Origin of the sequence: Pseudomonas sp. RA_15y_Pfl1_P11, assembly GCF_963970975.1 — a bacterium.
Lineage (GTDB): Bacteria > Pseudomonadota > Gammaproteobacteria > Pseudomonadales > Pseudomonadaceae > Aquipseudomonas > Aquipseudomonas tritici.
The window spans coordinates 24,011-50,815 of record NZ_CAXAOY010000023.1; the positions used below are offsets into that span (position 1 = coordinate 24,011).

Consider the following 26,805-nt stretch of genomic DNA (forward strand, 5'->3'; position numbering starts at 1 on the left):
TGTTCACAGGTGATAGAAGTCCAGCACCGAGTTGATGGTGTCGTTGAGCAGCAACGCGTGCTTGCGCGTAATCAACCAACTGTCGCCATGGGGCTTGAGGCTGTAGGTGGCATGCCCGTAAAACTGCTCCGAAGTGGCCAACCGACAAAACAACGTGTGCCAGTTCAGCCGCACTTCCAGCATGCCATCCGCCTGCTCGGCGATGCGTACGTTGTTGATCAGGTGAACGGTACGCGGCATGGGTGTCGCCGACGCGGCTTTGCCCGTGCGCAACCGGAACACGCGGTCTTCCAGGCCCGAACGGTTGGCGTAATAGATCAACGACATCTCGCGCTTGGGGTCGCGGGTGTAGACGTGTTCCGAGTCCCATTGCGGCAGGTGGAATTCACTCTGCGGATCGAACAGTTGCACATAGGCATCCCAGTCCTGGGCGTCGCACAGCTCGGATTTGCGGTAGAAAAACTGCTCTATCTGGTATTGCAGGTGCGCGTTCATCATTCCACCTCCCGCAGTTTCAGCGCTTGCCGGTCCAGGCCATCCAACATAAATCGCTGCCAGTTGCGGTGTTGGTTCACGTAGAGGCCTTCGTGGGTGAACTCGGTGCCGGTCATGGCCGGCTGGATGCCGATGGCTTCGCTGTTGGGCGTGGGGCCGCTTTCCCAGCGATGGCTGCCGCGCGAGATATCGCTCCAGCGCTCCAGCCGGCCCTGGAAACCGCGCTGGGCTTCGCGAAACTCCACCAGGTCGTCCGGCGTGCCCATGCCCGAAACGTTGAAAAAATCTTCAAACTGACGAATACGGTTTTCGCGGTCGGCGTCGGATTCGTTTTTCACCCCCAGGCACTGGCTGATAATTTCGGTCTTGTTCCAGGCCTCCGGCCGGATAATGCGCAGTTGCGAGCTGATCTGGTCGAGGAAGAACAGGCTCGGGTAGATGTTCAGGTTGCGCAGGCGGTGCATCATCCACTCGGCCTTTTGCTGGCCGTGCTCTTCGATCAGGCGCGGCATGATGGTGGCGTAGCCGGAACGTACGCTGGGGTTGGGCATGTCACTGAACAGCAGGCTGTGGCCGTTGTTGAAGGCGAACCAACCGTCGTCGGTATTCGCGTCGCCGGCGCCGAGTTTGCTGTAGTCCAGCGTGGTGCCGGACGCGCTGCCGTTCTCGGTATTCACCTGTTGGCGGTGCTGCACCGTGGCCACGTAGTTGTAGTGCACGGTGCTGACGTGATAACCGTCCAGGCCGTTTTCGTTCTGCAATTTCCAGTTGCCATCGTAGGTGTAGGCGGACTTGCCCGGCAGCACTTCCAGCTCACCGGTGGCGGACTGGGCGACCATCATGTCGAAAAACACGTTCGCATCGCCGAGGAAGTCTTCCAGGCTGTCCGTGCCATTCACGTCCAGGCTGATAAACACGAACCCTTTGTAGCTTTCGATGCGGGCCTTTTTCAGGCCGCGTGTGGCTTTGTCGAAACCTTCCGGGTATTCCCCTGGCGCCTTGACCTTCACCAGCCGGCCATCGCTCTTGTAGCACCAGGCGTGGAATGGGCACGTGAAGGTCGACTGATTACCTTTGCCGACTCGCGTCAACGTGGTGCCGCGATGCTGGCAGGCGTTGATCAGCGCGTTGAGCTGGCCGTCGCCATCGCGGGTGATGATCATTGGCTGGCGCCCGGCACGCATCGTCACGAAGTCGTGGTTGTTCGCCAGTTCGCTTTCGTGGCAGGCGTAGATCCAGTTTTTCTCGAAGATCAGTTCCATCTCCAGGTCGAACAGTTCCGGTTCAGTGAACATGTCGCGGGCGATGCGGAACACTTCATCTGCCGGGCGAAAATCCAGGCAACTGTCGATAAAGCTTTTCCATTGCTCGACGCTTCTTGCACCACTCATGGGAGGCACCTTTTTGATTGGGGCTAAACGGTGGTTCATTAGAGGCAGCGGGGCAGGGCGCGGGCTATCCACTTAATGGGGGAACCTGAGCCGGATAGTTGGGCAGCAAATACCCAACCCGGTGCAGGCCGGTGACGGGATGCGCTACTGTCTGGCAGGGCAAGAGGCGAAAAAAGCCGGCTACTTATCCACATAGTCGACCGTTGCTATCCATCGGGTTGCGATACGGCAGGTGTGGCTTGGAACTTGCCTTGATCGACAGGACGCGCCGTCAGAGCGCGCAAATGCCTAACCGCCGTGGGTGCACCCTGATGAGCAGCCAAACGATTCAACGCTTCGACCTGGAAGGCGCCCGCAGCTGGATGTCCGGCATCTGCGGGCCCCATCGCCTGGCCACCGCCACGCCCGAACGCCTGCGTTTTCATCACAGCGCCAACGTGTTCAAGTCGCGCGCCACTACCTTGGGCATGATCGAATACGGCACCGACGTGACCATCGACATCGAAGACGCCGAGCACTTCAGCAGCTATAGCCTGAGCCTGCCGCTGGTGGGCGAGCAGGAATTGAGCAAGAACGGCGAGCGCCTGAGTTCCAACCGTGACCAAGGGGTGATCATCTCGCCTAACGAGCACCAGGTGCTGGCGATTTCCGGTGACTGTCGCAAGTTGCAGGTGGTGATCACGCGCGCAGCGATGAGCGAGTCCCTGGAAGGGTTGCTGCATCGGCCGATTGAGGCGCCGTTGCGCTTTGAGTCAGTGATGGACGCGGTGGACGGCGCTTCAGCGTCGTGGTGGCGCATGGCGCGTTACTTCATTGCGGAGCTGGAACACGGCAGCGAGTTGTATGAGCAGGCTGCGTTCACCCGCGACCTGGAAAGTTCGTTGATTAAGGGCCTGATCCTGGCCCAGCCGAACAATTACTCCGAAGAACTGCGCGACGTATTGGGCGTGAAACTGCCGCACTACCTGATCCGTGCGCGCCAGTACATCCACGACAACGCTCGCGAAGCCGTGCATCTGGAAGACCTCGAAGCGGCCGCAGGGGTGTCGCGGTTCAAGCTGTTCGATGCGTTTCGTAAGTATTTCGCACTGTCGCCGATGGCTTATTTGAAGAAGTACCGACTGAGTTCGGTTCGCCAGGAAATCCTTGAGCATGGCTCCACTCGCACCATTTCCGAAATCGCTCTAGGTTGGGGGTTCACTCATCTGGGCCGGTTTTCAGCCGAATACCGAAAACTGTTCGACGAGTCCCCCAGCCAGACCCAGCAGCGCAAGCGCATGCGCAGTATCTGAAGGCAATGAACATCAAACTGTGGCTTGCCTGCTCCCACATTGGATTCTCAGTGTTTGGGAGGCTCAGATCAGTTCTTCCACCAGGTGCAGGCAATGATTCAGCCCCGGCGACTGATCATTCACTCGTCGGCTGAGGATGATCGGCGACGTCGCCGTGGCTTCCACAATCGGCGTGTAGCCAATATCCGCCCGGTGCAGCACCTGCACCGAAGCCGGCACCAACGTCACCCCCATCCCGGCCCCGACCAGCCCGATAGCGGTCTGCAGTTCGTTGGTCCACTGCGCCACTTTGAGGCTCAGGCCATGGGCGTCGAACAGCGCAATCACATGGTCGGCATAGCTGGGGCGCGGGTTGCCGGGGTAAAGCACAAACGGCTCGGCGGCGAGTTGAGTGAGGGTGGCGGGCGCGCCCAGCAAGGGGTGACCGGCGGGCAACACGGCGACCAGCCGATCCTGCACCAGCACACGCTGGACGATGGCCGGATCGTCGATACGAATCCGCCCGAACCCCACATCAATCCGCCCGGCCTTGAGCGCCTCGACCTGCTGCAAGGTGGTCATCTCCGAGAGCCCCAATTCCAGCTCCAGCGCCTCATGACTGCGCAATCGCCGAATCAATTCAGGCAGCACGCCGTACAAGGTCGAGGGTGCAAAACCGATACCCAGCCAGGTCTTTTCACCCTGGCCGATGCGGCGCGTGTTGTCGCAGACTTTGTTCAGTTGCTCCAGCAGCACATTGGCGTGCTCATAGAAGAACCGCCCGGCCTCGGTCAGCCGCAGCGGCCGGCCACGCTCCAGCAAAATCACGCCCAGCTCATCCTCCAATTGCTGGATCTGCCGACTCAACGGCGGCTGAGCGATGTGCAGACGTTCGGCGGCGCGGGTGAAGTTCAGGGTTTCTCCCAGCACCTGGAAATAGCGCAAGTGACGCAGTTCCATGACGGCTCCTTTCATACCTTTGGGGTATTGGTCGAGACTAATTCTATATTGGAAGCCTCGAAAGATGCGGAACAGAATCGGCTCAACTCTAAAAATAACCCAACGGGTATAGCCATGCCGATTTGCGCCATCGAGTCGATCGACACTGTCATCGTCGACCTCCCCACTATTCGCCCGCACAAGTTGGCGATGCACACGATGCAAAACCAGACGCTGGTGATCATCCGCCTGCGCTGCGCCGACGGCATCGAAGGCATCGGCGAAGCCACTACCATTGGCGGCCTGAGCTACGGCAATGAAAGCCCCGACAGCATTAAGGTCAACATCGACCGCCATTTCGCACCGCTGTTGATTGGCCAGGACGCGAGCAATATCAACGCGGCCATGTTGCGCCTGGAGCGCAGCATTCGCGGCAACACCTTTGCCAAGTCCGGTATCGAAAGCGCCTTGCTCGACGCGCTGGGCAAACGCCTGAACCTGCCGGTCAGCGAGTTGCTCGGCGGCCGTGTGCGTGACGCGTTGCCGGTGGCCTGGACCCTGGCCAGCGGCAACACCGAAAAGGACATTGCCGAGGCAGAAAAGATGCTCGACCTGCGCCGCCACCGCATCTTCAAATTGAAGATTGGTGCGGGCGAAGTCAGCCATGACCTGGCCCATGTGATCGCGATCAAAAAGGCCCTTGGCGAGCGTGCCAGTGTGCGTGTCGACGTCAACCAGGCGTGGGATGAAGCCGTGGCACTGCGGGCATGCAAGGTGCTCGGCGACAACGGGATCGACCTGATCGAACAACCGATCTCACGCAATAACCGTGGCGGCATGGCGCGGCTCAACCTGTCGAGCCCGGCGCCGATCATGGCCGATGAGTCCATTGAGTGTGTCGAGGATGCCTTCAACCTGGCCCGCGAAGGCGCGGCGTCGGTGTTCGCCCTCAAAATCGCCAAGAACGGCGGCCCCCGTGCGGTGTTGCGCACTGCTGCGATTGCCGAGGCGGCGGGTATTGGCCTGTACGGCGGTACCATGCTCGAGGGCGGTATCGGCACCCTGGCTTCTGCACATGCCTTTCTCACGCTGAACAAACTGGCGTGGGACACCGAACTGTTTGGTCCGTTGTTGCTGACCGAAGACATCCTCACCGCGCCACCGGTTTATCGCGACTTTCAGCTGCATGTCTCCAACGCACCGGGCCTGGGCCTGGCCATTGATGAGGAGCGCCTGGCGTTCTTCCGTCGTGACAAACACTAAGAGGCGTCTGCCATGTTGTTCCACGTAAAAATGACCGTGAACCTGCCCGTCGACATGAACCCCGAACGTGCAGCCAGCCTCAAGGCCGATGAGAAAGCCTTGGCGCAACGCCTGCAACAAGACGGCAAATGGCGCCACCTGTGGCGCATCGCCGGGCACTACGCCAACTACAGCGTGTTTGACGTCGACAGTGTGCAGGAACTGCACGACCTGCTGATGCAACTGCCGCTTTACCCCTACATGGCTATCGAAGTGAATGCCTTGTGCCGGCACCCGTCGTCGATCCATGAGGATGACCGCTAGGTCGATTTTCAAACTAATAACTACAAGATGAGGAATGCACCATGTCCATCCGACTGTCCCAGACTGCCCATGCCCAACAGTTTCTCGAAGAAGCCAGCGGCAACCTTAACGACCGCGGCAATCCGCGCACTAAATCGCTGATCTACCGGATCCTGCGTGACGCCGTGAACATTATCGAAGACCTGGAGGTGACCCCGGAAGAGTTCTGGAAGGCCGTCAACTACCTCAACGAACTGGGCAAAAACCAGGAAGCCGGTTTACTTGCCGCCGGGTTGGGCCTGGAACATTACCTGGACCTGTTGATGGACGCCGCCGATGAAGAGGCCGGTAAGTCCGGCGGTACCCCGCGCACCATCGAAGGCCCGTTGTACGTGGCCGGGGCGCCGTTGTCGAAGTACGAGGCACGGCTGGATGATGGCAAGGATGATGCGGTGCCGCTGTTCATGCGCGGGCAGGTGCGTGACATCGATGGCAAGCCGGTGGCGGGGGCGATTGTGGATGTGTGGCAGGCCAACACCGCGGGTACGTATTCGTGGTTCGACCCGACGCAATCCGAATTCAACCTGCGCCGTCGCATCGAGACCGATGCCCAGGGCAACTACCGTTTTCGCAGCATCGTGCCGTCGGGTTACGGTTGCCCGCCGAGCGGGCCGACCCAGCAACTGCTCGATCAACTCGGGCGTCACGGACAGCGGCCGGCGCATATCCACTTCTTTATCTCGGCGCCGGGGCATCGGCACCTGACCACGCAGATCAACCTGTCGGACGACCCGTACCTGCATGATGATTTTGCCTATGCCACGCGGGATGAATTGATTGCGCAGATTCGCTTCAGTGACGACCCGCAACTGGCGCGCGGGTTTGGCGTGGAGGGTCGGTTTGCGCAGATTGATTTTGACTTTGAATTGCACGTGGCTGACGCGCCGGTAGAGCAAAAACGCATGCAACGCGTACGCGCTTTGGAAGATTAAACGCGGTTAAAAATGTGGGAGCGGGCTTGCTCGCGAATGCGGTATCTCAGTCAATATATTCGGCGACTGATACATCGCATTCGCGAGCAAGCCCGCTTGGGTTCTGGAGTGTTACGGTTATTTGCGGATGACCAGATCCAGCACCTCATCCCGATCCTTGATCTTCTGCAACACAATCTCCGAACGGATATCCATCACCCCCGCCGTGCGGTTCAAGTGGTTCACGATAAAGTCGGAAAAGTGCTTCAGATTCCTCGCCTGCACGCGCAGCACATAGTTGCTGGCACCCGTGATCACATAGGCACTGGCGACTTCCGGCCAGCCCTGCACCTTTTTGATAAACGTCTCATGCCAATCCTCCACGTCCTGGCGTAACGACAGGTGGACGATGGCTTCCAGCTCGATTCCCAATTGCTCGGCATTCAGCACTGCGCGATAGCCGCTGACGATTCCCTCACTCTCCAACAGGCGCAAACGGCGCAGGCAGGCGGAAGGCGACAATGCAACTTTTTCCGCCAGCTCCTGGTTGCTGATACGACCATCCTGTTGCAGGAAATGCAGGAGGCGCAGGTCGGTGGCGTCAAGAATCATGGTTAGAATAAATCCGCGTGTTTGGGGGTTAAATTCGAATTTCCTACAGCTTAATTAGCCTGTTACCCACCACTTTGCACGAAAATTCTCTAAAACTTCGTTCATTATTTGGTCCATTCTCACTTATAAAAGCCAGGACAACCCATGACCACTCGAAGCCATTGCCAAGCCCTCGATGCCCAGGATTCGCTGGCAGCGTTGCGTCGTCAGTTCGCCTTGCCTGAGGGCGTGATCTACCTCGACGGCAACTCCCTCGGCGCGCGTCCGGTGGCGGCGCTGGCGCGGGCGCAGGCGGTGATTGCCGAAGAATGGGGCAATGGCCTGATTCGCAGCTGGAACAGCGCCGGTTGGGCGGACTTGTCCCAGCGCCTGGGCAACCGCCTGGCGCCGCTGATGGGTGCGCATGACGGCGAAGTGGTGATCACCGATACCACCTCGATCAACCTGTTCAAGGTGCTCAGCGCGGCGTTGACTGTGCAACGTCAACGCCAGCCTCATCGCAAAGTGATCGTCAGCGAAGCGAGCAACTTTCCTACCGATTTGTACATTGCCGAGGGCCTGGCCGAGCTGCTGCAGCAAGGTTATTCCCTGCGCCTGGTAAACAGCCCGGACGAATTGCCCCAGGCCATCGATGAGGACGTGGCGGTGGTGATGCTTACCCACGTCAACTACAAGACCGGCTACATGTACGACATGCAGTCGCTGACCGCCCTGAGCCATGAAGGTGGCGCGTTGAGTATTTGGGACCTGGCGCATTCGGCAGGCGCCGTGCCCATCGACCTGCATCAGGCGGGTGCCGACTATGCGATTGGCTGCACCTACAAATACCTTAACGGTGGCCCGGGCTCCCAGGCGTTTGTGTGGGTCAACCCGGCGTTGGTGGATGTGGTGCGTCAGCCGTTGTCCGGCTGGTTCGGGCACAACCGCCAGTTCGCCATGGAGTCGACTTACGCACCGAGCGCAGGCATCGCGCGTTACTTGTGCGGCACCCAGCCGATTACCTCGCTGGCCATGGTGGAATGCGGCCTGGAGATTTTTGCCCAGACCGACATGGCGAGTCTGCGCAGCAAATCCCTGGCGTTGACCGACCTGTTCATCGCGCTGGTCGAGGCCCGTTGCGGCGCCCACGGCCTGGAACTGATCACCCCGCGTGAACACGCCAGGCGCGGCAGTCATGTGAGCTTTGAACACCCCGAAGGCTACGCGGTGATCCAGGCCTTGATCGCCCGTGGAGTGATCGGCGATTACCGTGAACCTCGCATCATGCGCTTTGGTTTTACCCCGCTGTACACCAGCTTTACCGAGGTATTCGATGCGGTGGAAATCCTCGGCGACATCCTCGACAACCACACCTGGGACCAGCCGCAATACAAAGTCCGAAACAGCGTCACTTAAGCACAACCCAAATCCAATGTGGGAGCTGGCTTGCCTGCGAAGACGGTAGTGAATTCACCATCGCCATCGCAGGCAAGCCAGCTCTCACAGGGTTCAGCGCCAGCAACAACCCTCACAATAATAAAGGGGCACACCACGTGACCACGCCAGACAACGGCTTTGCAGAGATCACCCACCGCGAACTCGGCCTGCGGCGCCAGCTCACTTGCGGCCAGATGAGCATGATCGCCATCGGTGGCGCCATCGGCACCGGGCTGTTCATGGGCAGCGCCTACGCCATCGGTTATGCCGGGCCCAGTGTGCTGGTGAGCTACGCCATTGGTGCGTTGATCACCTTGCTGTTGATGGGCTGTCTGGCGGAAATGACCGTGGCGCATTCCACCTCGGGCTCCTTTGGCGCCTACGCCGAGTTCTATATCAGCCCGCTGGCGGGCTTTCTGGTGCGGTATGCCTACTGGGCAGCGATAGTACTGGCGGTGGGGGCCGAGGTCACGGCGGTGGCGATGTACATGAAGTACTGGTTCGCCAACGTACCGGAATGGGTGTGGATCGTGTCGTTTTCCAGCGTGTTGATTGTGCTCAATGCGATCAGCGTGAAGACCTTCGGCAACTTCGAATACTGGTTCTCGACGATCAAAATCAGCGCGATCGTCGGCTTCATTATTCTCGCGGTGTACGTAGTATTCGGCTCCGGTAACCCGGACTACGGGGTGCAGAACTACACCGCCCATGACGGCTTTTTTCCCCATGGCTTGAGCGGCATGTGGGTCGCGGTGATCGTGTCGATCTTCAGCTACTTGAGCGTGGAGATGATCGCGGTGGCCGCCGGTGAAGCGGCGGACCCGCAACAAGCAGTGAAGAAAGCGTTCCGCGCCACCATCGTGCGCCTCGTGGTGTTTTACCTGCTGACCCTGGCGCTGATGCTCGCCATCGTGCCGTGGAACCAGGCCGGGCAAACCCAGAGCCCATTCGTCACAGTGATGCAGACCATCGGCATTCCCGGCGCCACCGGGGTGATGAATTTTGTGATCCTGATTGCGGCGCTGTCGGCCATGAACAGCCAGCTCTACATCACCACGCGCATGATGTTCAGTTTGTCCCGCGCCGGCTTTGCGCCCAAGTCCATGGGCGCCTTGAGTAAGAGCGGCATTCCGTTGAACGCGTTGTTGCTGTCCAGCTCGGGCATCGCCCTGGCGACGTTGCTCAATGTGGTGTACCCGGAAAGCTCGTTCACCCTGATGATGGCGATTTCGATGTTTGGCGCGATCTTCACCTGGTTCATGATCTTCCTCACGCACCTGTTTTTCCGGCGCTATCGCACGCGTCACGGCGGGCCGACGTTATCCTTCCAGATGCGGCTGTTCCCGTACAGCACCCTGCTGGGGCTGGTGCTGATGGGCGCGGTGATGATCACCACCTATTTCACCGAGGCGTTCAAGATGACGTTGGTGTTTGGTGTGCCGTTTCTATTGATTCTGTCGGCGGTTTACTACGGGTTTTTCCGCAAAGGCAGGGCCAAGGCGTCGAACAAGGCCTTGGCGTAGCCCGGCAGCTGTTCGAACGAGCGCGCACATAGCAGCAGCTTTCGGCAGGCCCAATCCTCTTGCAACGGTTGGGCCTTGAAGCGACGTTCCGGCTGCCCACGCTCCAGTGCGGCCTGGGGCACGATACCCAGGCCGGCGCCACCGGCGACCATGCGAATGACGCCATCAAAACCCTCGGCACGGATGCGCGTCTGCAAGCGAAAGCCTGCGTGCAGCGCCTGTTCTTCCAGGTACACCGACAGCGCGCTGTTGGCGGCGAGGCCTACGTAGTCGTGTTGCAGGCTGTCGATGAAGCTCACGTGTTGCGTCGTCAGTGGATGATCCAGCGGCATGATCAGCGCCAGCGGATCGTCACGAAACGCCAGGGTCTGCAGGCCGTGGGTGTCTACGGCGTCGGAAATGATCCCAAGGTCCGCCGTGCCCTGACGCAAGGCCTGGGTAATGCGCAGGCTCGGAAGCTCTTGCAGGTCGATATCGAGGTTGGGGTGCTCGCGCAAAAAGTCCGCCAGCAACTCGGGTAAGTATTCGCTGAGGGCGGTGGTGTTGCACAGCAGGCGCACCTGGCCTTTGATGCCGTTGGCGTATTCCGCCAGGTCCTATTGCAGGTGCTCGGCCTGTTGCAAGAGCAGGCGGGCGTGGCGGGCCAGCGCTTTGCCGGCGGGCGTAGGGGTGACACCCCGGCGCCCGCGTTCGAGGAACTCGATGCCCAGCGAGGCCTCCATTGCGCGAATGCGGGCGCTGGCGGCGGCCAGTGAAAGATGGCTGCGGGCCGCACCGGCGGTGATATTGCCGGTGTCAAGGATGTGCAGGTAGAGGCGCAGGTCGATCAGGTCAAAGTGCATGGCTGTTTCTCGGGTGACTGGACCGGCGTGATCGCAGGCATCAGCCTCACACAAAACAAGAGGCTGCCTCAGTATATGGCGAATTTCAGCCCTCATCGAAAAGCCCCACAATCCCTCCATGAATACCTTTCTCGCCTTCTACCAAACGATCGGCCCAGCCCTGACTCTGCTGGTCATCGGCACCTTCCTACTGGCCGGCACCGTCAAAGGTGTGATCGGCCTCGGACTTCCCACTGTAGCCATGGGCCTGCTCGGCCTGGCTATGCTGCCGGCGCAGGCTGCGGCATTGCTGATCATTCCGTCGACGGTCACCAACCTCTGGCAATTGGCGGTCGGCGGCCACTTGAGCGCGTTGACCGAACGCCTGTGGCCGATGCTGCTGCTGATATTTCTCGGCACCGGGTTTGGTACTTTGTGGCTGGGCATGGACGGTGGTGGCTGGGTGGTCCATGCATTGGGCGGGGCGTTGCTCCTTTACGCACTCAGCGGATTGTTCCTGCCCACGGTCAAGGTCAAGCCCCAGACCGAACGCTGGCTTGGTCCTCTGTGCGGAGTAATCACAGGCGTCATTACCTCGGCGACTGGCGTATTCGTGATTCCTGCGGTGCCGTATCTGCAAACCCTGGGCTTGAGCCGCGACCAGTTGGTGCAGGCGCTGGGGCTGTCGTTCACCGTATCGACCCTGGCGCTGGCGGCCGGGTTAGCCTGGCGCGGCACCCTGGGCGGTGGCGAAATCAACGCGTCGCTGCTGGCGCTGGTGCCGGCGCTGCTGGGCATGTGGCTCGGCGAGGCGCTGCGCCAGCGCATCAGTGCGGTGCTGTTCAAACGCGTATTTTTCATCGGCATGGCGCTATTGGGCGGTCACTTGCTGATCAGTGGTTAAAGGCGCAACAGTTCAATCTCTCGGTGTAAGCTGCTGCGAACGGATAAGAGAGAACGCCGTGTGAAAGCCCGATCCGATGAGCTACAGATCTTCGTCAGCGTGATTGAGTGCGGTTCGATTTCCGCCGCCGCCGAACAGGTCGGGTATACGCCCTCGGCGGTCAGCCGCACCTTGTCGCGCCTGGAAGCCAAGCTCGACACCACGCTGATCAACCGCACCACGCGGCGCATGGACCTGACCGAGGAGGGCAAGTACTTCTTCGAGCAGGCCAAGGTGATCCTGGCGCAGATGGATGAGGAGAGGGTGTGATGTTCGCTTGAGACCGAGCTGCTGCCTTCGCGAGCAAGCCCACACATTTGACTGCATTCCAACGTTGAAACTCGGTCAAGTGTGCGCGGGCTTGCTCGCGAAAGGGGCCACTCGGTCTGTCTGGTTCACCCGACACTGGCCCCGCCGCGCTCAATTCCGTACCATTCCCCGCCTTATCCCCCGCATTACCCTGGTACCTCATGAACCTCACCCGTCTGCGCGCCGATGCCCTGGCTGGCCTCACCACCTCTTTTGCGTTGCTGCCCGAATGCATCGCCTTTGCCCTGGTGGCCCATCTCAACCCGCTGATGGGGCTCTACGGCGCTTTTATCATCTGCACCCTCACGGCATTGTTTGGTGGTCGACCCGGCATGGTGTCCGGTGCGGCAGGCTCGATGGCTGTCGTGATTGTTGCGTTGGTGGTGCAACACGGCGTGGAGTATCTGCTGGCCACGGTATTGCTGGGCGGGTTAATCATGGTTGCCTTCGGCCTGCTGCGCCTGGGCAAGCTGGTGCGCATGGTGCCGCACCCGGTGATGCTCGGCTTCGTCAACGGCCTGGCGATTATCATCGCCCTGGCACAGTTGGAGCATTTCAAAAGCGGTGAAACCTGGCTCAGCGGTACGCCGCTGTACGTGATGGCCGGCCTGGTGCTGGTGACCATGGCCATCGTCTACCTGCTGCCGCGCATCACCCGCGCCGTGCCGCCCGCGTTGGTGGCGATCCTCGGCGTCGGCCTGGCGGTCTACCTGCTTGGCCTGCCAACCCGCACCCTTGGCGACATGGCCCACATCGCCGGTGGCCTGCCAACGTTCGCGCTGCCGCAAATCCCCTGGACCCTGGAAACCCTCGGCATCATCGCGCCCTACGCGTTCCTGATGGCGATGGTTGGGCTGTTGGAAACCCTGCTCACCCTCAACCTCACCGACGAAATCACTGAGACCCGTGGCTACCCCGACCGCGAAAGCGTGGCCCTGGGCGCAGCGAATATGGTTTCGGGCCTGTTCGGCGGCATGGGCGGTTGCGCGATGATCGGGCAAACCGTGATCAATCTCAGCTCCGGCGGGCGCGGGCGTTTCTCCGGGGTGTTTGCCGGGGTGATGATCTTGCTGTTCATTCTGTTTCTGTCACCGTTTATCGAGCGGATTCCGCTGGCGGCGCTGGTGGGGGTGATGTTTGTGGTGTCGCAACAGACTTTCGCCTGGGCGTCGCTGCGCGTGATCAACAAGGTGCCGCTCAATGACGTGCTGGTGATTATCGCGGTGACGGTGATCACCGTGTTCACCGACCTGGCCACGGCGGTGCTGTGCGGCATTGTGATCGCAGCGTTGAATTTCGCCTGGCAACAAGCGCGCGAGTTGTATGCCGATGAACATCTTGAGGCCGATGGCAGCAAGCTCTATCGCCTGCACGGCACGCTGTTCTTTGCCTCGACCACACCGTTCCTGAATCAATTCGATACGCCCAATGATCCGGACCGGGTGACACTGGATTGCCGCCACCTGAGCTTTGTCGATTACTCGGCGATTGCTGCACTGATGACCCTGCGCGAGCGCTACACCAAGGCTGGCAAGCATCTGCGGGTGCTGCATTTGTCCGAGCGCTGCAAGAAGTTGCTCAAGCGCGCCCGGGTACATCATGAGTAAGTGATCAAGGCCCGACCAGGGTTTCCAGTTCCTGGGCGCGGGTCTGGGTCATGTCCAGCATGCAGCCGGTACCGTTGACCTGGTCGATGGTGCCGCCGGTGGCGGACCCTGCGAAGCCGCAATTGGCGTCACGGTACTTTATCCACAGGCGCTGCACGTCTTGCAGTTGTTGCTTGCGCGCGCCTTTCTGGGCGGCGAGGGCGGTTTTGTAGGCCTTGTTCAGGCGCGTGTCCTGGACCTTGGCTTCCTTGACGTTGCAACTGACCATTTCTACGGTCGTGTTGGCGCCGTCCATGCATTTTTTCCAGGCCGCGTTGTCGGCGGCTGAAGCAGTGCCACACAGGGCTAGAAGCACGGCACCGGCAGCAAGGGATGTGCGAATCATGGTCGATATTCCTGAGCTTAAAGGGATGTGCATTCTATGACTCAAGCGCTCGCGCTGAGTTTCCAGCCTTTTCTGAACCTCATGTAAGAACACCCCCCGAGTTTTCATGTACGGCTGTCGCGCATACCCCAACGCGACAGCGCTTACCCGTGGGCGAAAATCACTTTCATAGCATTTGAAAATGCCCTTCGGTAATGATTTATGAGTTTCACAACCCACTCGACGTGACCCTTTCCGAGGAGTACCGCATGGCCGCATCACCGGGCTTCGGGCTATTGGCATACGCTGCCATCGCTATCATTGCTTTGATCGTGCTGATTGCACGTTACCGGCTCAACCCGTTTATCGTCATCACCCTGGTGTCCATCGGCCTGGCGCTGATGGCCGGGATGCCGGCGGATACCATCATGGGCTCCTACGAGGCGGGCGTCGGCAAGACCCTGGGACATATAGCTTTGGTGGTGGCACTGGGCACCATGCTGGGCAAGATGATGGCCGAGTCTGGCGGTGCCGAGCAGGTGGCGCGCACGCTGATCAACCGGTTTGGCGAACGCAACGCGCACTGGGCGATGGTGTGCATCGCGTTCCTGGTGGGGCTGCCGCTGTTTTTCGAAGTCGGTTTTGTGTTGCTGGTGCCGATCGCCTTTACCGTAGCGCGGCGCGTGGGCGTGTCGATCCTGATGGTCGGCTTGCCGATGGTCGCCGGTTTGTCGGTGGTGCATGCGCTGGTGCCGCCGCACCCGGCGGCGATGATGGCGGTACTGGCGTACAACGCCTCGGTAGGGCAGACCGTGCTGTATGCGATTTTGATCGGCATTCCCACGGCAATCATTGCCGGCCCGGTCTATGCCAAATTCATCGTGCCGCGTATTCATCTGCCGGCGGAAAACCCGCTGGAACGCCAGTTCATCGAGCGCGAACCGCGCACGCGCCTGCCGAGCTTCGCGCTGACCATGGGCACTATCCTGTTGCCGGTAGTGTTGATGATGATTGGCGGCTGGGCCAACGTGATTTCCACCCCGGGCACGGGCTTTAATCAATTCCTGCTGTTTATCGGTAACTCGGTGATCGCGTTGTTGGTGGCGACGTTGGTCAGTTTCTGGACCTTGGGCCTGGCCCAGGGCTTCAACCGCGAGTCGATCCTCAGGTTTACCAATGAGTGCCTGGCGCCGACCGCCAGTATCACCTTGCTGGTGGGGGCGGGCGGCGGGTTGAATCGAATCCTTGTGGACGCTGGCGTCACCCACGAAATCCTCGGGTTGGCCCATGCCTTCCATCTGTCGCCGCTGGTGATGGGGTGGCTGTTCGCTGCACTGATGCGTATTGCTACAGGCTCTGCCACTGTCGCTATGACCACCGCCTCCGGCGTGGTGGCGCCGGTCGCCATGGGCCTGGGTTATCCACACCCCGAATTGCTGGTGCTGGCCACCGGCGCGGGTTCGGTGATCTTTTCCCACGTGAACGACGGCGGCTTCTGGCTGATCAAGGAATACTTCAATATGACGGTGATCCAGACATTCAAGACCTGGACCGTGCTGGAGACATTGATCTCTCTTGTCGCCTTTGGTCTGACGTACGGTCTGTCCTGCATTTTGTAACCCGGAGACCCCATGGACATCCTCTACCAGATCCGCGCCCGCCAGGATTCCTTCAGCGCCGGTGAAGGGCGTATCGCCAGGCTGATGCTGGAGGACGTGGGCTTTGCCGCTTCGGCCAGCCTGGAAGCGTTGTCCCAGCGGGCCGAGGTCAGCACGGCGACCTTGTCGCGGTTTGCGCGCAGTGTGGGGTGCCGCGATTTGCGCGACTTGCGCCTGCAATTGGCCCAAGCCAGTGGCGTCGGCAGCCGCTTCCTGGACCCGGCGGGGTTGCCGGAGCAATCGGCGTTTCATCGGCAGATTCTGGGTGATATCGAGGCGACTTTGCGTCAGCACTTGTCGGGGTTCAACCAGGCGAGTTTCGTTGACGCGGTCAGCCTGCTGGGCAAGGCACGGATGATCCACGCGTTCGGCATGGGCGGCCCGTCGAGCCTGTGCAGTGATGAATTACAGGTGCGCTTGGTGCGCCTGGGCTATCCGATTGCGGCTTGTCATGACCCGCTGATGATGCGCGTCACGGCAGCGACCTTGGGCCCGGACCATGCATTGATTGTGTGTTCCCTGACCGGCCTCACCCCCGAGTTACTGGACGTGGTGGAACTGGCGCGCAACTACGACGCGCGTGTCGTCGCCATCACCCTGGCCGATTCGCCCTTGGCCCAGTTGGCGGATGTGCTGCTGCCGTTGCAACCGGCCGAAACCAGTTTTATCTACAAGCCCACCGCCGCGCGCTACGGCATGCTGCTGGCCATCGACCTGCTCGCCACCGAGCTGGCGCTGGCTATGCCCGACGACAACCAGGAACGCCTGCGCCGGATCAAGCTGGCCCTGGACGATTACCGCGGCGGCCCCGATAGCCTGCCGCTTGGAGACTGATATGAAGTACGACACGTTGATACGCCAGGCGCTGATCATCGATGGCCGCAATACGCCCGGCTACGTTGCTGATGTAGGGTTACGCGACGGGCGCATCGAGACGATCGGTGACTTGTCGGCGGCCGTGGCCGAGCATGAAATCGACGCCATGGGGCGCGTGCTGGCGCCGGGTTTTATCGACGTGCACACCCACGATGACACCGTGGTGATTCGCCATCCGCAAATGCTGCCCAAGCTCAGCCAAGGTGTGACCACGGTGATCGTCGGCAATTGTGGCATCAGCGCCTCGCCGGTGGTTTTGCGCAGCGATCCGCCGGACCCGATGAACTTGTTGGGCACGCGCGAGGCGTTCACTTATCCACGTTTTGCCGACTACCGCGCGGCGGTGGACGCGGCGCATCCGGCGGTGAACGTTGCCGCACTGGTCGGTCATACGGCGCTACGCAACAACCATATGGACGACCTGCACCGCAGCGCCTCGCTGGATGAAATCACCGCCATGCGCGTGCAGTTGCAGGAAAGCCTTGAAGCCGGCGCCCTTGGTTTATCCACAGGCCTGGCCTATGCCAGTGCGTTCAATGCCGAGACTGATGAAGTGCTGCAACTGAGTGAAGAACTCACCGCGTTTGGCGCGGTGTACACCACCCATTTGCGCAGTGAATTCGAGCCGGTGCTGGAGGCGATGGACGAGGCGTTTTTGATTGGCCGGCATGCCAAGGCGCCGGTGATTATTTCCCACCTCAAATGCGCCGGCGCGGGGAATTGGGGGCGTAGCCCGCAGCTGCTGGCATCGCTGGAAGCGGCTGCTAAAACCCATCCAGTGGGGTGTGATTGTTATCCCTATGCGGCGAGTTCTTCGACCCTGGACCTCAAGCAGGTGACTGACGCGTTTCGGATCACCATCACCTGGTCGACACCGCACCCGGAGTTGGGCGGGCGCGACTTGCAGGACATCGCCGCCGAGTGGGACGTTTCGTTGATGGATGCAGCGCGTCGCCTGCAACCGGCAGGGGCTGTGTATTACGGGATGGATGAAGACGATGTGCGCAAGATCCTGGCGCATCCATTGTCGATGGTCGGGTCGGATGGGCTGCCGGAAGACCCGTTTCCACATCCGCGTTTGTGGGGGGCGTTTCCACGGGTATTGGGGCATTTCAGCCGGGATGTCGGGTTGTTTGCGCTGCACACGGCGGTGCACAAAATGACCGGCTTGTCGGCGGCGCGTTTTGGTTTGGCCGAGCGCGGTGAAATCCGTGAAGGGCACTGGGCCGACCTGGTGTTGTTCGATCCGCTGCGCGTGCGCGATGTGGCGGATTTCAAAGCACCGCAGCGGGCGGCGGAAGGCATCGATGGTGTGTGGGTCAACGGCGCGTTGAGCTACAGCAATGGGCGCGCGAATGGCCGGCGCGCAGGGCGCTTCCTGGCGCGCAGTGGGGATTTGCGCCGTGGATTCGTGGCGGGTGGATAGACCGGGTTATCGTTCATCGCAGGCTTGCCTGCGATTGCGATCTGTCATTCAACACGGGAAACCCTCTATAGTTTTGGTTTTCAGACACGGAGGCGGATACATGCACTTAGGAAAAGTTACCCCCATAGTGCGAATTTTCGACGAGGCCAAGGCGTTGGAATTCTACGTCGACTTCCTGGGGTTCAAGGTAGATTGGCAACACCGTTTCGAGGCGAATTATCCGTTGTACCTACAGGTGTCGCTGGGTGAGTGCGTGCTGCATTTGACTGAGCATCATGGCGACGCCTCGCCGGGCTCGGCAGTGCGTATTCAGGCGCAGGGAGTGGATGCGTATCAGCAGCAATTGGCGGGCAAGGATTACCGGTATGCCAAGCCTGAAGTTGAGGACACGCCTTGGGGCTCGCGCGAGATGAGCATCAAGGATCCGTTTGGGAATCGGGTGGTGTTTGTCGAGGAGAGCGAGGGCTGAGGGGGAAATCGCAGGCAATAAAAAACCGCCTTAGTAGGGCGGTTTTTTATTGCAATCCCAGTTAGTGGCTGGGGTTGCGACTTCATTGGAAGCTATGACCCGCATCCTAAGGCTCACGTGTTCCGGTAAGTGCGCTGGAGGTAAGGCCCAACTTACGGAGGGCCGAGTATGTTTAAGTTTGCACGACGTACATGGAACCTCGTAGTGAACTGCCTGCGTGCTTATCACGTATGGAAGTTCCTGCGGGACAGTTTTGATGACCGTTAAGGTCTGAGAAGGGGAGCCGCTTCGGTGTAGGCCGAGGCGGCTTTTTGGTTTCTTAAACCCGGAAGTGGCTGACCATCTGCTGCAACTGGCTACCCAACCGCGCCAGTTCCACACTCGACTTGGCCGTCTCATCACTCGCCGTCGCCGTCTGCTCCGAGACATCACGCACATTCACGATGCTGCGGCTGATCTCTTCGGCCACGGCGCTTTGCTGTTCGGCGGCGGCAGCGATCTGCTGGTTCATCGACTGGATGTTCGACACCGTCCGGGTGATGTTTTCCAGGGACACGCCAGCCTTGCGTGTCAGCTCGACGCTGCTGTCGGTGAGGCTGCGGCTGTTGTTCATCACTGAGGCGACTTGCTGAGTACCGTTCTGCAAACCGGCAACCAGGCCTTCGATTTCTTCAGTGGATTTCTGGGTGCGCTGGGCCAGGCCGCGCACTTCATCGGCTACCACGGCAAACCCACGACCGGCTTCACCGGCACGCGCCGCTTCAATCGCCGCGTTGAGGGCCAGCAGGTTGGTCTGTTCGGCCACGGCCTTGATCACGTCCATCACGCTGCCAATCTTGTTGCTCTCTTGTTGCAGGTGCGCCATGGCGTCGGTGGAACGCGCCACTTCGGCGGCGAGGCGCTCGATCTGGGCAATGGCCTCGGCGACCACTTTGTCGCCGGCGCGGGCTTGGCCGTCGGCCTCGGCCGCGGCCAGGGAAGCTTGCTCGGCGTTGCGCGCAACTTCCTGCACGGTGGCGGTCATTTCGTGCATCGCCGTAGCGACCTGATCGGTTTCGATCTTCTGGCTGTTCACACCGGCGCTGGTCTGCTCGGTCACGGCCGACAGTTCCTCGGCGGCGCTGGCGATCTGGGTTACGCCGTCGCGAATACCACTGATCAACTCGCGCAGGGTGGTGCCCATGCGCTGGATGCCTTGTTGCAGCACACCCAGTTCATCGCGGCGGGTCACTTGGATGGTGTGGCTCAGGTCGCCGGAGGCAATGCGTTCCACCACGGCCAGGGTGTCCTGGATGGGGCGAGTGATCTGGCGAGTGATGACCCATGCGGCGATAACGCCCACCAGCAGCGCCAGCAGTGTGCTGATCAACTGCAGGCTGCGCGCCTGGGTGCTTTCGGCGTCGCGACGGGTCAGCTGGATCTCGTACAGCTTGTCGCTGATCGTGACGATGTCGGCGCCCTGGGTGGTCATCTCGGCACGGGCGGATACGATGTTGGCGTTGGCGGCCTTGTAGTTCTGCACGGCGCTGCGATAGGCACCCAAGGCTGTTTCCAATGCGGTCAACGCGCTTTGCTGGCGGGTGCCAAAGGCAGTGTTCAGGCCTTTCAAGCCTGCAATGGCATTCTCGATTTGCGCTGCGGCGCGGGCTTCGGTCTCCGGACTGACGTTGGCGGTGTAGCCACGCACTTCGTAGCGGGCCAATTGGAATTGCATCTTCGCGTCGGTCACTGCCTGGAATTGTGCAAGGTACTCCGAACTGTCGGGCATCTGTTTAACGCTGGCTTCCAGCGCGTCGATCTGAGCATTGGCGATATCAGCCTTGTCGCCCATTACCTGGCGCGAGGCGTTGCCGTTACGGTAAGCCTCGCGCATTTTGTTCAGCGATTGCTGGTAAGCGGTGATGATGGATTTCTGCTCGTTGAGCAGCTTGAGGTTTGCCGGGCTCTTGAAGCTGTCCAGCAGTTTCTGCTGCTGGGCAGCGAAGGTATCCAGGCTCGTCTGTACGTTCTGCGCCACGGCTTCGTCGCCGTTGGCGAGCATGTACTGCAGGCGCACGATTCGCAGTTTGGTCAGGGAGGCGTTGAGCTGGGTGATGTCGCTCATCCAGTTGCTGCGGTCGATCAAGCCGCCCAGGCTGGTCCAGCCGGTGAGCGCCAGGATTGAGGTGAGAACCAGCACCAGGCCAAAGCCCAGGCCGAGTTTGAGGTTGACGCTGATGTTGCCGAACCAGCTGTTCATCGATACTCCGCAAGAATGATTTCGGTGTGCTGGACGGTGTTGTTGTTGGGGCCAGCTGAGTTATGTAGGCCTGTATCGGCGGCAATGCGTGAACCTGAAATACTTTTGTTGCCCGAATGACCAAACGGTCCCACCCTGGCAATGGGCGGGGCCTTCAGGTGTGAGTCAGGTCACCGGTCGCAGGCCCGGCCCAATGCCCAGGGGCGGATGGCTCTTGAGCGCCTCGATCAATTGCGACAGGTGCAGGAAGCGCTGTTCGTTGAGTCGGTCCCATCGATTGATGAAGTAGCGTCCGCGCTCGTCGATTTGAATGGCGGTGGTCACGATTTCATCGTTTCTGGAACGATGCACCAGGTTGATTTCAGTCGACGAACGCCGCTCAATCAGGAACTCACCGGCCTGCTTGAGTTTGCTCCGATCAGGTAGTGCTACGGGCGCCGGGAGCGCTCGGCCCGGCACGCCGACGGTCAGTTTGAAGTCGCTGCGCAAGGCTATTCCGCCGGCATCGTCAGCCGTTTCCCAGGCGCCGACGTGCAACGGCTTTGCGAGGCTTGGGGCTACATCGTGAATATGCAGGCTGACGGCGTTCTGCAATTGCGCAATCCCCGGTACCAGGTAATGGGTGTCGGTGTGGGCCGTGCCCATCAGCGCCACCCATTTATGCGCACCTTGCGCCGCCTGGTCGGCCTTGATCACTTCGTTGGCGAAATAGCTGAACAGCGTAGGCCGAACGTTGGCGCCGCCGATGCCCTTGGTGTGGTAGCTGGCGGTGCAATCAAGCGCTCGCACGCGGATCCCGTATTTATTGGCCGCGCTCAGCACACCGATGTAGGTATGGGGCCCGCTGTAGTTCCACATATGGCCGAGGTCTTGCCGCTTTACATAACGTTGCAAGCGCTCGGGCATTTTCAAACCGCTGTGGAAAGCGTCCAACTGTGCCTGATGCAAGTCCGTCAGCAGGTGTTCCACATAGAGGGTCCGGACCCCCTGTTTTTTCAGCCATTTCATGTGTTTGATTAGAAACTGCTTAGGTGATACGGCCGAATGCACTTCGCCAATCACCAGCCCGAGCCTTGACTGATAAAGGCGCTCCAGAAACGCCACTTCTGTGGTTGCCGTGGCCAGAAGCGTCAATGACGGGCGTTTCGTGAAGGTGTAATCGGCAACGAAACGGCTGGCTTGCCGATGAAGCTGTTCTCGCTGATCGATAAAGCTCTGGATAGCGGCCTGTTGCGTCTTCGACCGGTGCTGCGAGGCGTAGCGCGTGTCGAGGCCGCGGTGCTCGCTGGCCAGTTGCGTGATGTCCTCGTGAAGTGTCGCAGGGAGGTCGAACGTGTCGAAATGCGATGACACCGCCGCCGCCTGCACAACCCGTGACGAGCCGGGTGATGGCAGCACACGGGGGGCTGTCGTCATGGCGAGCCTGTAATCCCCTCGGGATTGGGCGGCACCGCTGACGTCGGGCCAGATACCGTTCACCCCGCCTGGCGGTACCTCCTCGACCCGTAAGGCCAGCGCATTTTGCAGGTCGGCCAGGCCCGGTATCTGATCATAGGTGCCTAGGCGATTTTGTTCGACCAAAGCGATCCAACCGTCTGCGGCATCGCGTTCCAGGATTTTGTGGGAATAGAAGTTTCTCAAGGTGCTGGCGCGAGGGATAAAACGCTCGCCGTCCCCCAACGCGAGTACGTGTTCCAGATGGTAGGAGGCAGAGCCATCCAACGCCTCCACCGCGATAGTGTGCCGGTGGGCGGCAAGCATCAGTTTGCGGTAAGTGAAGGGGGCGTCGCGGTGCAGTCCGAGCGCGCTGTCGACCTCGGCCAGGTGGTCTTCCACCTGCTTCAGTGCGCGTGCGATATCGCCCTTGGCCTGCTTGTTCAGCACCTGCAGTTTGCTGCGCAAAATATCCGCCGGCAGGTTTTCGAGATACAGGCGCTTCAAGCCTTGCTTGGCCAGCGCCGGCATGTGCTCGATGAGCAATTGCTTGCTGGCGATGGCGTTGTGTTGGGCCCCGATGATCAAGCGTTTGGTGGGCGCGAACAGGGTTTGCAAAATGCCCGCGTGGGAGGCGTCGGGGGCCAGTGCCGGCGCGGCGGTCCGGGCAGGACGCGGTCCTGGGGTCTGGAAGAACTGGTTGGCATCTTCAGTCAGGCGTAATACCTGCGCGGGGTACGTTTCTCTGAGCGGGGCCAGCGCTGCGCTGGCCTGTGTGCGGGACGCATCGGCCAGGCCGGCGCCCCAATCGCTCTGCTCCTTAAGGAAGTCGGGCGCCAGTACAGCCCTGAAATTCTTGCTCTGATCGGGAGCAATCTCATACGGGGCCAAGGGGTTATCGACGCCCTCCGCCAGCTTTTCGTATTTCGTCTTACCACCTCCCGTCAGGCCGGAACGCGTCCAGTTGCCGCTGGCGTCCTGATTGACCAGGCGTGCCGTTGAACGATAGTCGCCCGTTCGCGCGTCAAGGCGATAGAGCAGATGCCGGCCCAGCGCATCGGATTGTTGCGCGGCCCACAGTGACTGGCCATCAAACAGCACGGGTTGCAGGCCGGGTGGCACGGTGCTTTTGAGTGGCTTGAGTGCAGCGATTTTCAGGGCCTGCTTGCTGGCGGGAATCAACGGACGCAGGGGCGACAGCAAATTGAACGTCCCCTTCAGAACCTGGCGGTAATCAAACAGCAAGGCACCGCCGCTGTTAAGCAAGTAACCGAGAAAGTGCTGCAGCGCCAGGGCTTTATCGCGCTGCTGATAGGCGTTGAGCGCCAGCATGGCGTCCTTGAATGCCAGTAGGCCGCCCAGGCTCAGGCTCAGGGGCGGGAATGGGATCGTGGCGACGGCGGTGAGCCATTCCACGCAGGTCCAGAGAATGCCGGTGATTTTCTGCATGCGGTTGACGGTGGTGGCGTTGACCTCATCGATCTTGCGTTGCAGCGCCATGTTGTAGAACTCATGGCGCAGATCGGCCAGGGGGGCCGCGTGGGCGATCGCGTCATAGCGGGCCGGGCTTGGCGTAGTGCGGTTGATATCACTGGGCAGGCCTTTGCGCACGCTCTCCAGAAATCCGCTGACCCGCGATCGGGACTGTGTCGGCACGCGTCCACAGAAGTAGGCCGGCATGCCGTCGACCTGCTTGAGCAGATAGTTGAACAGCCTGGCCTCGCGAAAACTGATGCCATCCGGAGCATTCGGGGTATAGAGCAGCGTGGGGTTGTCGGCGTGACTGAGCAGGTAGTTGCCGATCGCCCATTCACCGTCGATGAACAAACGGTACACGCGGTAGCTGTTGCGTTGGCTGACGGCCTTGTCGCCCAGGCCATCGATGCCTCGCTCCAGCCAGGCCAGGTCGGCACTGGCGATGTGGCCTTGGAGGCGGGACTCGAGGGCGGCGCTTTTCATCTGCAATTGGTTGATCTTCAGGATGGCGTTGCGCCGGTCGTCATACCCTGGGCTTTCGGTTTGCAGTTGCAGGCGGACCCGCTCGGTGTAGCGCTGGCCGATCCACACCCCGGTCACTGAGCGAGCCACGTTCTGCGCGGTCAGCCGGCTCAGGTCCACGCCAGCGGGGCCGCGGAAAGTGGCGCTGGCGGAGAACTTTTCGTCGAGGAACCCCACGCCGTCTTCGTAACCGTCGCGGTACAACTGGGTGTAGGGCATTTCGGTTTTCGGCCCCAGCAACGGCTTGGGCGAGTAGACGAAAACCGTGTCTGGATCGACATCATTCTGCTGACGCCCCAACAGCCGATTGAGGCTGGCTTTGGCGTGCTCATGCACATACGCCTCAAAGGTCGGCAGACGCGCCTCCGAATCCGGCCGGGCATCGTAGGTGCGCTGTGCGCCCTGGGTATCCTCGGCCAGGCTGGTGAGTTTGATTCGGTTGGCTGCCGACGCTGCTCGATACCAGGGTGGGCTGCTGTGTTGGTAATCGTCCAGCGCCTGGGATTCGAGCCAATGGGCGACCATCGCGTCCAGGCAGTCGGCATGGTTACACGCCGGGCCGAAGGTGACTTCCTGATACTCGTCGTCCCCTGGCTTAAAGCTCAGGTTGTTCATAAAGGTCGTCATCTTGGGACGAAAGCGCACGGGGACTTGCTGGATCACATAGTCACGCATCGCCCCGGACGCTTCATCCGCCCAGCCGATGATGTGGGTCTGGCATTCCCGCAGGCTGTCGAAGGCCATGAACTGCCGAGCGCGCGGGGCTTCGGGAGTGCATAGCAGCAGGCGCTTGACCTGGCCGCTGGCAGCTTCGTCGCGCAGTAGCCACAGGTCCTTGAGTTGCGCGCCATGTACCAGCACCGGTTGCGCCCGCAGGTGCGGATGAAGATTGGCGCGCAGTTGTTCGAAGCGCCGGTAGTCGGCCGTGTCCAGATGGCCCTGGAGCCTGGCGAGGGTCGCCAGCGTGAGCAGGCGTTGATCGAGCAGCGCCCTAGTCGCCTGTTTGATTTCAGGCGTACCGAGCATGCTTTTTTGCTCGGCGGCGAAGTCCAGGCGCGGATGCAGGTGTTGTAACAGGAGGGACAAAGCTTGCGGAGTCAGTTGGGCATGATCACCCTGCAACGGCGCGTCGGCGTAGGTGAGTTGGCTGCGATGCAGGAAGTCGGAGCCAGGCAACCCGTCGTCGGTGTGCAGGCCTGCCAATGCCAACGCCACCAGGTCATGGCGTTGTGCATAGTCGCCGACGAGGGAGACCTTGCGCTGGGTGGTGATGTGCAGTTGGTGCGGATCGAGGTCGTGGATATCCATGTCGTCTGCCAGCCGCTCTACCAGTTGGTAGTGCGCCAGGGCCTGTGGTGTGGCGGCAGGGCCGAACAGGTCGAGGAATGACTGGCGAGCCTGATTGTAGTTCGCCAGTTTCGCGATTAACGCGTGTTGGTCAGTCGCTGCGGCATTGCGGTACCAGGCGGGCAAACGGTTGTAGAGGGCTTGTTCCAACAGGCGTTGGGCGCGAAATTCAAGGCGTTCGCTGAGGTCGGGCAGCGCCGCCTGAATGGCGGCGTCCAGCAATGGACCCCGCGTGGCAGGCGTTTGGTTCGCCAGGGCGGCTTCGATGTCGAGGCTGCGTTTGTTCAGCAGCGCCTGGTAGCTGAATTCGAACAGCGGCTGGCCGGTGATCGGTTGCAGTTCCAGGGGCCAGATACCGGCGCTGTGCACGTGTTGATAAGCCACAGGCAGGTGGCGAGTGAGCGCGTCCCGGTCGGTGGCGGTTGCCATGATTGTCAGCAGGCCCTGGTCGAGGTCGTGCAACGAGTCGAAGGGTTCCAGGCCACGGGATGGCGTGAATAGCAGTACCGGACCGACCGGCTCGCCGCAGGTCAAGTCGTTCACCACGGGGCTGGCCTGGCGCGTGAGCACGAAGGCGCCGGCAAAGGCCACGGTCTGTTCCTGATAGGTGAACGTCAGGGCATACATGCCTGGACGAAACGCCGGGCCGCGGGAGCAGTCTTCCACCATGCGCTGGTCGGACGGTGTGAGCAGGTAATCCTTGGCGTTGAGGCTCGCTTCCTGTTCCAGCGCGGTGCTGCCGGCGGTATAGATCATGTAGGCCTTGCGGCCCTGGCCTTCCACGCGGCTGGTTTCATCCAGGGTTTGCAGTTGCTGGTCTAGATTGGTTTTCAAGCGCGCGAGCGAGGTGTCGTCTTCGGCAAGGCCTTTGTAGAGCGCGCGGGCCTGGGTGAAGAAAGCCGCGTTGGCTTGCTTGAGCGTGGCGTTCACTTTTTCCAGCGCTTGGAGCGTGTGCGGCAATTGGACGGGGCGCAGCGTCTGGCCGCGCAGTGTCGGGTCGATCTCGAGCAGTTGGGTCTCGAGCTGCTCGAGGGTGGGTTCGGTCTGGGTGCTCATCGGCACAGTCCCCATGATGATGGAATGAATCCTCAGCATGAGGTAACGCCCGGGCGGCGCAGCGGTAGATAGCTAGGGGCAGGGGTGGGGCTCAT

At 60.7% G+C, this 26,805-nt stretch carries 19 protein-coding genes and 3 pseudogenes; 13 read left to right on the forward strand and 9 right to left on the reverse strand.

The annotated features are described in order from the left end of the window. Positions 1-3 precede the first annotated feature (3 nt). Both antB and antA read right to left on the reverse strand, forming a co-directional pair. Positions 4-495 (reverse strand): anthranilate 1,2-dioxygenase small subunit, encoded by a 492-nt coding sequence (antB, locus tag AACY44_RS24045; protein ID WP_339420524.1) that lies wholly within the window; start codon positions 493-495, stop codon positions 4-6. Beyond that, on the reverse strand, positions 495-1,886 hold the full coding sequence (gene antA, locus AACY44_RS24050; protein ID WP_339531206.1) for an anthranilate 1,2-dioxygenase large subunit: 1,392 nt from the start codon (positions 1,884-1,886) through the stop codon (positions 495-497). The genes antB and antA overlap by 1 nt, the downstream gene beginning before the upstream one ends. 311 nt (positions 1,887-2,197) lie before the next feature. On the opposite strand from antA, the gene AACY44_RS24055 reads away from it, so the two are divergent. Then, on the forward strand, positions 2,198-3,178 hold the full coding sequence (locus tag AACY44_RS24055) for an AraC family transcriptional regulator (protein ID WP_339420526.1): 981 nt from the start codon (positions 2,198-2,200) through the stop codon (positions 3,176-3,178). A gap of 63 nt (positions 3,179-3,241) precedes the next feature. On the opposite strand, the gene AACY44_RS24060 is transcribed toward AACY44_RS24055, so the two are convergent. Further along, a complete protein-coding gene (locus tag AACY44_RS24060) occupies positions 3,242-4,117 on the reverse strand; it encodes a LysR family transcriptional regulator (RefSeq protein WP_339420527.1) in 876 nt (291 codons plus the stop codon). A 114-nt stretch (positions 4,118-4,231) separates the two neighbouring features. Between AACY44_RS24060 and AACY44_RS24065 the strand changes: the two genes are divergently transcribed. From AACY44_RS24065 to catA, 3 genes are read left to right on the forward strand one after another with little or no spacing between them, the layout of a single operon-like run. Then, entirely contained in the window at positions 4,232-5,359 is a 1,128-nt protein-coding gene (locus AACY44_RS24065; RefSeq protein WP_339420528.1) for a muconate cycloisomerase family protein, read from the forward strand. A gap of 12 nt (positions 5,360-5,371) precedes the next feature. Further along, entirely contained in the window at positions 5,372-5,662 is a 291-nt protein-coding gene (catC, locus tag AACY44_RS24070; protein ID WP_065874670.1) for a muconolactone Delta-isomerase, read from the forward strand. Between the two features lie 41 nt (positions 5,663-5,703). Further along, on the forward strand, positions 5,704-6,633 hold the full coding sequence (gene catA, locus AACY44_RS24075) for a catechol 1,2-dioxygenase (RefSeq protein ID WP_339420529.1): 930 nt from the start codon (positions 5,704-5,706) through the stop codon (positions 6,631-6,633). Positions 6,634-6,750: 117 nt separating this feature from the next. On the opposite strand, the gene AACY44_RS24080 is transcribed toward catA, so the two are convergent. Next, complete coding sequence (locus AACY44_RS24080) at positions 6,751-7,224, reverse strand: Lrp/AsnC family transcriptional regulator (RefSeq protein ID WP_339437464.1); 474 nt, start codon at positions 7,222-7,224, stop codon at positions 6,751-6,753. A gap of 144 nt (positions 7,225-7,368) precedes the next feature. Between AACY44_RS24080 and kynU the strand changes: the two genes are divergently transcribed. Both kynU and AACY44_RS24090 read left to right on the forward strand, forming a co-directional pair. Further along, complete coding sequence (kynU, locus tag AACY44_RS24085) at positions 7,369-8,619, forward strand: kynureninase (RefSeq protein ID WP_339437463.1); 1,251 nt, start codon at positions 7,369-7,371, stop codon at positions 8,617-8,619. A 137-nt stretch (positions 8,620-8,756) separates the two neighbouring features. Then, a complete protein-coding gene (locus AACY44_RS24090; protein WP_339420532.1) occupies positions 8,757-10,163 on the forward strand; it encodes an amino acid permease in 1,407 nt (468 codons plus the stop codon). Here the strand turns inward: AACY44_RS24090 and AACY44_RS24095 are convergent. Further along, positions 10,109-11,005, reverse strand: a pseudogene (locus AACY44_RS24095) (LysR family transcriptional regulator). The gene AACY44_RS24090 and the pseudogene AACY44_RS24095 sit on opposite strands and share 55 nt — an antisense overlap. Before the next feature lie 118 nt (positions 11,006-11,123). On the opposite strand from AACY44_RS24095, the gene AACY44_RS24100 reads away from it, so the two are divergent. The 3 genes and pseudogenes from AACY44_RS24100 (at position 11,124) to AACY44_RS24110 (ending at position 13,843) form a co-directional block, all read left to right on the forward strand. Next, positions 11,124-11,888 carry a sulfite exporter TauE/SafE family protein gene (locus tag AACY44_RS24100; protein ID WP_339531208.1) on the forward strand — a complete coding sequence of 255 codons (765 nt, stop codon included), beginning with the start codon at positions 11,124-11,126 and terminating at the stop codon, positions 11,886-11,888. Between the two features lie 60 nt (positions 11,889-11,948). Beyond that, positions 11,949-12,194: pseudogene (locus tag AACY44_RS24105) on the forward strand (LysR family transcriptional regulator); the annotation flags it as partial. Positions 12,195-12,397: 203 nt separating this feature from the next. After that, positions 12,398-13,843 carry a SulP family inorganic anion transporter gene (locus AACY44_RS24110; protein WP_339420535.1) on the forward strand — a complete coding sequence of 482 codons (1,446 nt, stop codon included), beginning with the start codon at positions 12,398-12,400 and terminating at the stop codon, positions 13,841-13,843. Positions 13,844-13,847: 4 nt separating this feature from the next. Here the strand turns inward: AACY44_RS24110 and AACY44_RS24115 are convergent, their stop codons facing one another. Further along, complete coding sequence (locus AACY44_RS24115) at positions 13,848-14,228, reverse strand: lysozyme inhibitor LprI family protein (RefSeq protein WP_339420536.1); 381 nt, start codon at positions 14,226-14,228, stop codon at positions 13,848-13,850. Positions 14,229-14,476: 248 nt separating this feature from the next. Between AACY44_RS24115 and AACY44_RS24120 the strand changes: the two genes are divergently transcribed. From AACY44_RS24120 to AACY44_RS24135, 4 genes are all read left to right on the forward strand, one after another. Beyond that, complete coding sequence (locus AACY44_RS24120; RefSeq protein ID WP_339420538.1) at positions 14,477-15,826, forward strand: GntT/GntP/DsdX family permease; 1,350 nt, start codon at positions 14,477-14,479, stop codon at positions 15,824-15,826. A gap of 12 nt (positions 15,827-15,838) precedes the next feature. Continuing rightward, a complete protein-coding gene (locus AACY44_RS24125) occupies positions 15,839-16,699 on the forward strand; it encodes a MurR/RpiR family transcriptional regulator (protein WP_339420539.1) in 861 nt (286 codons plus the stop codon). Position 16,700: 1 nt separating this feature from the next. Continuing rightward, the gene (locus AACY44_RS24130) at positions 16,701-18,167 is read left to right on the forward strand and encodes an N-acyl-D-amino-acid deacylase family protein (RefSeq protein WP_339420540.1); all 1,467 of its coding nucleotides are present in this window, start codon (positions 16,701-16,703) and stop codon (positions 18,165-18,167) included. A gap of 100 nt (positions 18,168-18,267) precedes the next feature. After that, entirely contained in the window at positions 18,268-18,636 is a 369-nt protein-coding gene (locus AACY44_RS24135) for a glyoxalase superfamily protein (protein ID WP_339420541.1), read from the forward strand. A 319-nt stretch (positions 18,637-18,955) separates the two neighbouring features. On the opposite strand, the gene AACY44_RS27855 is transcribed toward AACY44_RS24135, so the two are convergent. From AACY44_RS27855 to AACY44_RS24145, 3 genes and pseudogenes are all read right to left on the reverse strand, one after another. Then, on the reverse strand, positions 18,956-19,819 hold the full coding sequence (locus AACY44_RS27855; protein ID WP_370467837.1) for a methyl-accepting chemotaxis protein: 864 nt from the start codon (positions 19,817-19,819) through the stop codon (positions 18,956-18,958). Next, positions 19,811-20,875: pseudogene (locus AACY44_RS27860) on the reverse strand (methyl-accepting chemotaxis protein); the annotation flags it as partial. The gene AACY44_RS27855 and the pseudogene AACY44_RS27860, both read right to left, overlap by 9 nt. A gap of 165 nt (positions 20,876-21,040) precedes the next feature. Continuing rightward, positions 21,041-26,710, reverse strand: coding sequence for a membrane-targeted effector domain-containing toxin (locus tag AACY44_RS24145; RefSeq protein ID WP_339531211.1), 5,670 nt, complete (start codon positions 26,708-26,710; stop codon positions 21,041-21,043). Between the last annotated feature and the right edge of the window lie 95 nt (positions 26,711-26,805).